Annotated in this window: 1 pseudogene; it reads right to left on the bottom strand. The window is 34.2% G+C overall.

From position 1 onward, the window contains the following. Window positions 1-562, bottom strand: a pseudogene (locus ACFINC_RS11795) (hypothetical protein); the annotation flags it as partial.

Here is a 562-nt window from a genome sequence, read left to right as displayed (position 1 = left end):
ATACCTGAAATGCCTTCTTGTTGGACAAGATTATTTTCTTTCATTTCAGTAATCTTATTATCAATATTTGTGATAGAAGTATTCACACCAGTAAACGCATCTGTAACATTATTATATGCCTTATCCTGAATAAGGAAGGATGGTTCTATACCTGCAAGTACATCTGTGTTGCCACCAAAATATTTGGATGTATTTTGAGCAACTTTTGATAAGTTATCAGTAACAGTGGTAACTTTTTCATTCATCTTAAAAAGCTGTGAACCATTTACAGCTTCTGTGGAATTTTGAGAGAGTTCTCCATCTTTTACACCAGAAAGTGTTCTCTCTTGATTATCTTTATTTGCAATATTGATTTTTGTACCACCGGTTGCTTTCCCAACAGTGATAAGACCATTTTCTCCATCCTGCTTCACAAGGCTATTTTCTGTTATATTAGAGATTTTATTGTGAATCTGTGTAAAAGAATCGTTTACACCTTCAAAAGCTTCAGCGACATTTTGATAAGGTTCTTTAGAGACAGCACCATTATCGTCGATATGGTAAACATGAAAAGTAGGAGCAC

The organism is Bartonella sp. AP58NXGY, from assembly GCF_042195785.1.
In the GTDB taxonomy this organism is placed as follows: Bacteria; Pseudomonadota; Alphaproteobacteria; order Rhizobiales; family Rhizobiaceae; genus Bartonella.
This window is presented reverse-complemented; position numbering and strand designations above follow the sequence as displayed.